Here is a 7,530-nt window from a genome sequence, read left to right on the forward strand (position 1 = left end):
GGACACCACCGACAGCAGCACGAAGGCCACCACCTGCCACAGCAGGGGAATGCCGCCGAACACCGCTACCAGCACGAATACCGCCGCCGCACCGATGCCGATCCACAGCATGAAGGCGCCGGGTGCCAGCGCCTCGGCGGCGAACAGCACCAGCGCCAGCGCGCCCCACCCCACCACTTCCCAGCGCATCTCAGCCTCCTGCCCGCGGCGGGACGGCGCACGGGGTTCGCTTGTCTTCCTGTTTGGCAAACGCCTCGCGCGCCAGTTCGGCAACGCCGGCGATCGAGGCGATGACGCCGCTGGCCTCCATCGGCATCAGCACCAGCTTCTGGTTCGGGGACGTGGCCAGCTCCTTGAACGCCTCCACGTACTTCTGCGCGATGAAGTAATTGATCGCCTGCACATCGCCCTGGGCGATGGCTTCGGACACCATCCGGGTCGCGTTGGCCTCGGCTTCGGCCGAACGTTCGCGGGCTTCGGCATCGCGGAACGCGGCCTCCTTGCGGCCTTCGGCCTCGAGCACGGCGGCCTGCTTCTCGCCTTCGGCGCGCAGGATCTCCGACTGCCGCGACCCCTCGGCCTCCAGGATCTGCGCACGCTTTTCGCGCTCGGCCTTCATCTGCCGCGCCATCGCATCGAGCAGGTCGCGCGGCGGCTGGATGTCGCGGATCTCGATGCGGTTGACCTTCACGCCCCACGGGTTGGTCGCGTGATCGACCACGTTCAGCAGCTTGGCGTTGATCACCTCGCGCTGGCTGAGCGATTCATCCAGGTCCATCGAGCCGATCACGGTGCGGATGTTGGTCTGCACCAGCGCGATCATCGCCACCTCCAGCACCGACACCTCGTACGCCGCCTTGGAGGCGTCCAGCACCTGGAAGAACACCACCCCGTCCACGCGCACCGCCGCGTTGTCCTTGGTGATCACCTCCTGGCCGGGGACGTCCAGCACCTGCTCCATCATGTTCACCTTGCGCCCTACCCCGTACACGATGGGGATCAGGAAGTGCAGGCCGGGCGACATGGTGTGGGTGTAGCGGCCAAAGCGCTCGACCGTCCATTCGTACCCCTGCGGCACCATTCGCACCGCCTTGAACAGGATGACCACGGCGACGAAGGCCAACACCAGCGAAAACAGCACGGTCGGAAACATCAGCTTGCTCCTTTTCCCCGGGGCGTGGCCCAGGCATGGCGACGCTGCAGCTACAGCCGGATCCGGCCACGGAGGATGTCCGGGAACATCACGCGGTGGCCGGCGAAGGAATGGAACCGATAAAAGGCACGGAAGCTGGCGAAGCGGGACATGGCACGCCCTGCAGGACCGGATGACCGCAGCATAGCGCGTTACCCGGGTAGTGCCGGCCGCTGGCCGGCTCCGCACAGACGTCGAGGAGCCGGCCAGCGGCCGGCACTACCGTGTGCGTGGATGGTCTCCGTGGAGCCGGCCAGCGGCCGGCACTACCGTGTGCGTGGATGGTTTCCGTGGAGCCGGCCAGCGGCCGGCACTGTCGCGTGCGTGGGTGGTTTCCGTGGAGCCGGCCAGCGGCCGGCACTGCCGCGTGCGTGGGTGGTTTCCGTGGAGCCGGCCAGCGGCCGGCACTACCGTGTGCGTGGGTGGTTTCCGTGGAGCCGGCCAGCGACCGGCAGCAACGGTTTACGCGGTGCGCGGGGCGAAGATGATGACCATCATGCCGGCCAGGCACAGCCCGACCCCGAGCAGGTCCCAGCGGCTGGGGCGGATGCCGTCCACCAGCCACAGCCACATCAACGCGGTGCCGATGTAGACCCCGCCGTAGGCCGCATACACGCGCCCACTGGCCGCCGGATGCAGGGTCAGCAGCCAGGCGAACAGGGCCAGACTGGCCGCCGCCGGCAGCAGCAACCAGGCGCTACCGTCCTTGCGCAGCCACAGCCATGGCAGGTAGCAGCCGACGATTTCGGCCACGGCGGTGAGGATGAACAGCAGCAGCGTTTTCACCGGGTGGCTTCGTCGGCCTTGGCCTGCTGCCAGAGCTGCTCCTGCGCCTCCAGGTCCAGCGCGGCCATTGAATGGCCCGCGGCCTCGGCCTGCGCTTCCATTGCCCGGAAGCGGCGCTCGAACTTGTGGTTGGCCTGGCGCAGTGCCGCGCCCACGTCCACCTTGGCGTGGCGGGCCAGGTTGGCGCAGACGAACAGCAGGTCGCCCAGCTCTTCCTGCAGGCGGGCGTGGTTGTCCTCCACCGCGCCGCGCGCGAACTCGGCGGCCACCTCGTCCAGCTCCTCGCGCACCTTGTCGATCACCGGGGCCGGGCCGGGCCAGTCGAATCCAACCCGCGCCGCGCGCGCCTGCAGCTTCATCGCCCGCTGCCACTCCGGCAGGCCGCGCGAAATGCCGGCCAGTGCGGAGGTGTCGGCATGGCCCTTGGCGGCGCGCTCGGCACGCTTGATCGCCTCCCAGTTCGTGTTGACGGCCTCGGCACCGTCGACCTGCACCTGCGCGAACACATGCGGGTGGCGGCGCTGCATCTTGTCGCTGATCGAGCGGGCCACCTCGGCGAAGCCGAACGCGCCCTGCTCGCTGGCCATCTGCGCATGGAACACCACCTGCAGCAGCAGATCGCCCAGTTCGTCCTGCAGGTCGACCAGATCACCGCGGTCGATCGCATCGGCAACTTCGTAGGCTTCCTCGATGGTGTACGGGGCGATGCTGGAGAAATCCTGCTGCAGGTCCCAGGGACAGCCGTCGCGCGGGTCGCGCAGCCGCGCCATGATGCCCAGCAGGCGGTCCAGTTCAGCGGTGGCGGTCATCCAGTACTCCTTGGGGCAGCGGGTCAGGCCGGCAGCCACTCGCGCCATGGCAGGCGGGTGTCGCCGAGGGCGATGAAATCGCCGTTCAACAGGCTTTCGCGGCGGTTGTAGCGGAACGGCTTGCCGGTGGCCGCCGACAGCACCGCGCCCCCGGCCGCGTGCAGCACGCACTGGCCGGCGGCGGTGTCCCATTCGGAGGTGGGGCCGAGCCGTGGATACACGTCGAGCGTGCCTTCGGCGATCCGGCAGAACTTGAGCGACGAGCCCTGCGCGACCACCTCGATATCCCCCATCCGCGCCAGCAGGGCCTCGGTCTGCGCGCTGCGGTGCGAGCGGCTGGCGGCCACTTTCAGCGGCGCCGTGGCCGGTGCGCGTGCGCGCAGCACGGTGTCGTGCATGCCCAGGCGGCGGTAGGCCAGCTCCCCACGCATGGCATGCCAGGCAATCCCGCTGACCGGGGCCAGCACCACGCCGAAGGCCGGCGCGCCCTGGTAGATGAGTGCGATGTTGACGCTGAATTCGTCATTGCGCTTGACGAACTCGCGGGTGCCATCCAGCGGGTCCACCAGCCAGTAGGCGCCCCAGTGCTGGCGCACGTCCCACGGCACCTGGGCCGACTCTTCGGACAGGATCGGCAGGTCCGGGGTGAGCTGCTGCAGGCCGCGCTCGATCACCGCGTTGGCGGCCAGGTCGGCGGCGGTGACCGGGCTGTGGTCGGATTTGATCGTCACGTCGAACGGCGTGGCATACACCGCCATGATGGCGGCGGCGGCGTCCTGGGCGATGGCGATGACGGTTTCGCGCAGATCGGTGGTGAGTTTGATCATGCGCCGCGTTCCAGCCACTGCCGGGCGATGAACAACGCCGCCAGTGATCGGCCCTCGGAAAAATCCTCACGCAGCATCAGCTGGTCCAGCTCGGCCAGCTTCCAGGGCACTACTTCCAGCTCCTCGGGCTCGTCGCCGACCAGGCGCTCGGGATACAGGTCGCGTGCCACCACCAGCCAAGACTGGTGGCTCATGTAGGTGGGGGCCAGGGTCATCGCCCGCAGCACGTCCAGGCGCCGGGCGCCGTAACCGGCCTCTTCCTTCAACTCGCGGTCGGCCGCCTGCTCGGGGCTTTCGCCGGCATCGATGCGGCCCTTGACCAGGCCAAGCTCGTAGCGGTGCATGCCGGCGGCGTATTCACGCACCAGCAGCACCGTCTCATCGTCCAGCATCGGCACCACCACCACCGCGCCATGACCATGGCTGACCAGCCGCTCGAAGCGGCGGCGCTCGCCGTTGGAGAATTCCAGGTCAAGGTGCTGGCGCTGGAACGGCCCGCTCTGCTCGTCCGTGATCTTGTGGATGATGGGCAGGCGACGGCTCATGCGAGCATCTCTAGAATGGGAGCTGGTGAAAACGTCTTCATGAGCCTGAAATGCTAGCAGACCCAGCCCCCTTAACGCTGGCCGATCGGTGGCGGCAACGCGACCTGGCCGTGCTGTGGCATCCGTGCACGCAGATGCGCGAGCACCCCGACACCCTGCCGCTGGTGCCGATCGCGCGTGGCGAAGGCCCGTGGCTGATCGATCATGACGGCAAACGCTACCTGGACGCGGTGAGCAGCTGGTGGACCAATCTGTTCGGCCACGCGCATCCGCGGATCGGGGGCGCCATCGCGCAGCAGGCCACCCAGCTGGAACAGGTGATGCTGGCCGGCTTCAGCCATGAGCCGGCGGTGGAACTGGCCGAGCGCCTGTTGGCGATCGCCCCGCGCCAGGCCGGACGCGACCCGTTGGCCAAGGTGTTCTATGCCGACAACGGTTCGGCCGGGGTCGAGGTGGCCCTGAAGATGGCCTTCCACTACTTCCGCAACCGCGGCGAGCACCACCGCACTCGCTTCGTGGCACTTGAAAACGGCTACCACGGTGAGACGCTGGGCGCGCTGTCGGTGGGCGACATCCCGCTGTACCGCCGGGTGTATGCGCCGTTGCTGACCGAGGCCCTGTTTGCACCGTCGCCGGACGCCTACCTGGCCGAGGACGGGCAGACCGCCGCGCAACGTGCGCACCAGGCCGCCGATGCCCTGGCCACCCTGTTCGACCAGCACCCCGGCGAGATCTGCGCGGTGATCCTGGAGCCGCGCCTGCAGTGCGCCGGCGGCATGCGCATGCACGACCCGGTGTACCTGCAGCGTGCGCGCGAACTGTGCGATGCCAACGGCGCGTTCCTGATCGCCGATGAAATCGCCACCGGCTTCGGGCGCACCGGCACGATGTTCGCCTGCGAACAGGCCGGGGTGATGCCCGACCTGCTGTGCCTGTCCAAGGGCCTGACCGGCGGCTTCCTGCCGCTGTCGGCGGTGCTGGCCACCCAGGCGCTGTACGACGCGTTCCTGGACGATTCGCGCGAGCGCGCGTTCCTGCACTCGCACAGCTACACCGGCAATCCGCTGGCCTGCGCCGCGGCCCTGGCCACGCTGGACATCTTCGCCGGCGAGGACGTGATCGCACGCAACCGCAGCACCGCCGAGGTGATGCGCACGCTGGCCGCCCCGTTCACCGACCACCCGCACGTGGCCGACGTGCGCCAGGCCGGGATGGTGGTGGCCTTCGAACTGACCCGCAACGGCGACAAGCGCACCCCGTTCCCGGCCGAGGCGCGGGTAGGCCTGCATGCGTATACCGCCGCGCTCAAGCGCGGCGTGGTGCTGCGCCCGCTGGGCAACGTGCTGTACTGGATGCCGCCGTACTGCGTGGACGACGACCACCTGGACCTGCTGGCCCAGACCACCCTGGCTGCGATCGAGGAGGCTGTTGCATGCGCGTGACCCGGTGCCATGTCGAGAACCCGCTGGCGGTGGGCCAGACCCTGCCGCTGCCCGAAGAGGCGGCCAATCACCTGGTGCGGGTGATGCGCCTGCGCGAGGGCGACGGCTGCGTGCTGTTCAACGGCGACGGCCACGACTACAGCGCCACCCTGGTGGTGGTGGGCAAGCGCGATGCGCAGGTGCGCATCGACGCCGCGCTGGCGGTCGCCAACGAATCGCCGCTGCACATCACCCTGCTGCAGGGCATCGCCCGCGGCGAGAAGATGGACCTGATCCTGCAGAAGGCCACCGAACTGGGGGTCAACGCGATCGTGCCGGTCAACGCCGAGCGGACCGAAGTGAAACTGGATGCGGCGCGCGCGGAGAAGCGCCTGGCCCACTGGCACAGCGTGGTGGTCTCGGCGTGTGGCCAGTCCGGGCGGGCCCGCGTGCCGGCCGTGGCCGCACCGCAATCACTGCTGGAGGCCGCACGGCAGGTGCCGGCCGAGGCCCTCAAACTCACCCTGGACCCACTGGGGGAACATCGCCTGTCCACCCTGCAGCCAGCGCCGGGCGGCGTGGTGATCGCGATCGGGCCGGAAGGCGGCTGGTCGCCCCGGGATCGGCAGGCATTGGCCGAGGCGGGCTTCCAGGGGCTGCAACTGGGTCCGCGCATCCTGCGCACCGAAACGGCCGGGTTGGCCGCCATCGCGGCGGTACAGGCGCGGCTGGGCGACTTGGGCTGACCCTCACGTTCCGGTAGGTAGCCACCATTGGTCGCTACCCCACCATCACGTTCAGGTAGGTAGCCACCATTGGTCGCTACCCCATCCCGGTGGGTGCACGAATGGCCGATGCGCGATGTGCCAGCGCACGTCGAGCCAGCCGGTGGAACAGCCCCCTTGAGTCAAGGGGGCGCGCCGCCAGGCGCGGGGATCTGGAGAAATGTTTGCGGGGGGCCCACGATCTGCGCCGCAGATCGTGGGAGGTTTCGCGAATGCGAACCTACCCCGCGACCGGGTACGCCTCGTCCAGCGCCGCTTCCAGCGCATCCAGGTCGGGCAGCAGCGCGCTCTGCTCGCCCAGCAGCACGCGCATGTGCACGCCCTGCGGCAGGGTTTCCTCGGAGGCGTCGGCCAGCAGGCCGTCACGCGGCACCGAGATCAGCTGCGGGAAGGTCTGGGTGAGCAGCGCGAAATACGGACGCTTCGCGTTGCCGCCCAGCGCCTTGAGCACCACCACCTTGTTGTTGCTGGTGACCAGTTCGTCGCCCAGCCCGGACAACCGCGCGAACGAGAGCAGCGGTACGTCCCACCCGTGCCACGCAATCTGGCCGACCAGCCAGGCCGGGGCATCCGGCACGCCCTGCACGGCTACCTTGGACATCATCTCGGCCACGGTGGCATTGGGCAGCAGCACGCGCTCGTGGCCGGCTTGGATCAATACCCCGCGGATTTCGTCGTTGCTGGCGTAACTCATGGCGTGATTCCTGAAAAGGGGACGGCGCAGCGATTACTCGCTCACACCCCAACGTTCGACGATGCTCTGGGCCAGCTGCGGCGGCTCGCCCGCGTCCATCCCGGCGGCCACCGCGGCGTTGGCCGCGGCAGGGTCGTAGCAGCCTTCGCCGACCTGTGCACCGACCCAGGCGCCTGCGGCGGCCAGGGCCAGGACATCATCGACCTGCGCGGTATCGGCGCCGCTGAGCAGCACCACCGCGCTGTGCGCCGGCGGCAACGTGGCCACCTGGACACCCTGTGCATCGCCCTGGAAGTACAGGCCACGCTGGCGTTCGGCCAGGCCGATGTCATCGGGCAGAATGTAGGCATTGCCGGCCTGCACCGGCTGGTCGGCTTCGGCCAGCAGCACCGGCAGCGCCGACACGCGCGCCATCTGCTTGACCAGGTTGCCGTAGCGGCCGCCATCCAGGCGCATGTGCACCAGCACCGG

9 protein-coding genes and 1 pseudogene are annotated in these 7,530 nt (G+C 69.1%); 2 read left to right on the forward strand and 8 right to left on the reverse strand.

The window, feature by feature from the left end; genetic code table 11:
- The 6 genes and pseudogenes from DBR34_RS18675 to nudE all read right to left on the reverse strand — a co-directional run.
- A pseudogene (locus tag DBR34_RS18675) lies at positions 1-189 on the reverse strand (hypothetical protein); the annotation flags it as partial.
- A gap of 1 nt (position 190) precedes the next feature.
- Positions 191-1,153 carry an SPFH domain-containing protein gene (locus DBR34_RS18680; RefSeq protein ID WP_128097888.1) on the reverse strand — a complete coding sequence of 321 codons (963 nt, stop codon included), beginning with the start codon at positions 1,151-1,153 and terminating at the stop codon, positions 191-193.
- 501 nt (positions 1,154-1,654) lie between these two features.
- The gene (locus DBR34_RS18685) at positions 1,655-1,978 is read right to left on the reverse strand and encodes a YnfA family protein (protein ID WP_128097889.1); all 324 of its coding nucleotides are present in this window, start codon (positions 1,976-1,978) and stop codon (positions 1,655-1,657) included.
- On the reverse strand, positions 1,975-2,787 hold the full coding sequence (mazG, locus tag DBR34_RS18690) for a nucleoside triphosphate pyrophosphohydrolase (protein ID WP_128097890.1): 813 nt from the start codon (positions 2,785-2,787) through the stop codon (positions 1,975-1,977). The genes DBR34_RS18685 and mazG overlap by 4 nt, the downstream gene beginning before the upstream one ends.
- 23 nt (positions 2,788-2,810) lie before the next feature.
- Entirely contained in the window at positions 2,811-3,614 is an 804-nt protein-coding gene (gene cysQ, locus DBR34_RS18695; RefSeq protein ID WP_128097891.1) for a 3'(2'),5'-bisphosphate nucleotidase CysQ, read from the reverse strand.
- Entirely contained in the window at positions 3,611-4,159 is a 549-nt protein-coding gene (gene nudE, locus DBR34_RS18700) for an ADP compounds hydrolase NudE (RefSeq protein ID WP_128097892.1), read from the reverse strand. The genes cysQ and nudE overlap by 4 nt, the downstream gene beginning before the upstream one ends.
- 50 nt (positions 4,160-4,209) lie before the next feature.
- Between nudE and bioA the strand changes: the two genes are divergently transcribed.
- Both bioA and DBR34_RS18710 read left to right on the forward strand, forming a co-directional pair.
- On the forward strand, positions 4,210-5,601 hold the full coding sequence (gene bioA / locus DBR34_RS18705) for an adenosylmethionine--8-amino-7-oxononanoate transaminase (protein ID WP_128097893.1): 1,392 nt from the start codon (positions 4,210-4,212) through the stop codon (positions 5,599-5,601).
- The gene (locus DBR34_RS18710; RefSeq protein ID WP_128097894.1) at positions 5,592-6,326 is read left to right on the forward strand and encodes a 16S rRNA (uracil(1498)-N(3))-methyltransferase; all 735 of its coding nucleotides are present in this window, start codon (positions 5,592-5,594) and stop codon (positions 6,324-6,326) included. Before bioA ends, DBR34_RS18710 begins: the two co-directional genes overlap by 10 nt.
- A 259-nt stretch (positions 6,327-6,585) precedes the next feature.
- On the opposite strand, the gene DBR34_RS18715 is transcribed toward DBR34_RS18710, so the two are convergent.
- Entirely contained in the window at positions 6,586-7,059 is a 474-nt protein-coding gene (locus tag DBR34_RS18715; protein WP_038686792.1) for a chemotaxis protein CheW, read from the reverse strand.
- A gap of 33 nt (positions 7,060-7,092) precedes the next feature.
- Positions 7,093-7,530 (reverse strand): chemotaxis protein CheB (locus DBR34_RS23990; RefSeq protein WP_308812568.1); only part of this gene is annotated, 438 nt, incomplete at its 5' end.

The sequence above is a fragment of the Stenotrophomonas sp. HMWF003 genome (genome assembly GCF_003061285.1).
Taxonomy (GTDB): domain Bacteria; phylum Pseudomonadota; class Gammaproteobacteria; order Xanthomonadales; family Xanthomonadaceae; genus Stenotrophomonas; species Stenotrophomonas maltophilia_AP.

What these genes read in the sequence shown, in the direction of transcription:
- DBR34_RS18680 (WP_128097888.1), bottom strand. Translation starts at nt 1,153, where the DNA reads ATGTTTCCGACCGTGCTGTTTTCGCTGGTGTTGGCCTTCGTCGCCGTG.
- mazG (WP_128097890.1), bottom strand. Translation starts at nt 2,787, where the DNA reads ATGACCGCCACCGCTGAACTGGACCGCCTGCTGGGCATCATGGCGCGG.
- cysQ (WP_128097891.1), bottom strand. Translation starts at nt 3,614, where the DNA reads ATGATCAAACTCACCACCGATCTGCGCGAAACCGTCATCGCCATCGCC.
- nudE (WP_128097892.1), bottom strand. Translation starts at nt 4,159, where the DNA reads ATGAGCCGTCGCCTGCCCATCATCCACAAGATCACGGACGAGCAGAGC.
- bioA (WP_128097893.1), top strand. Translation starts at nt 4,210, where the DNA reads ATGCTAGCAGACCCAGCCCCCTTAACGCTGGCCGATCGGTGGCGGCAA.
- DBR34_RS18710 (WP_128097894.1), top strand. Translation starts at nt 5,592, where the DNA reads ATGCGCGTGACCCGGTGCCATGTCGAGAACCCGCTGGCGGTGGGCCAG.
- DBR34_RS18715 (WP_038686792.1), bottom strand. Translation starts at nt 7,059, where the DNA reads ATGAGTTACGCCAGCAACGACGAAATCCGCGGGGTATTGATCCAAGCC.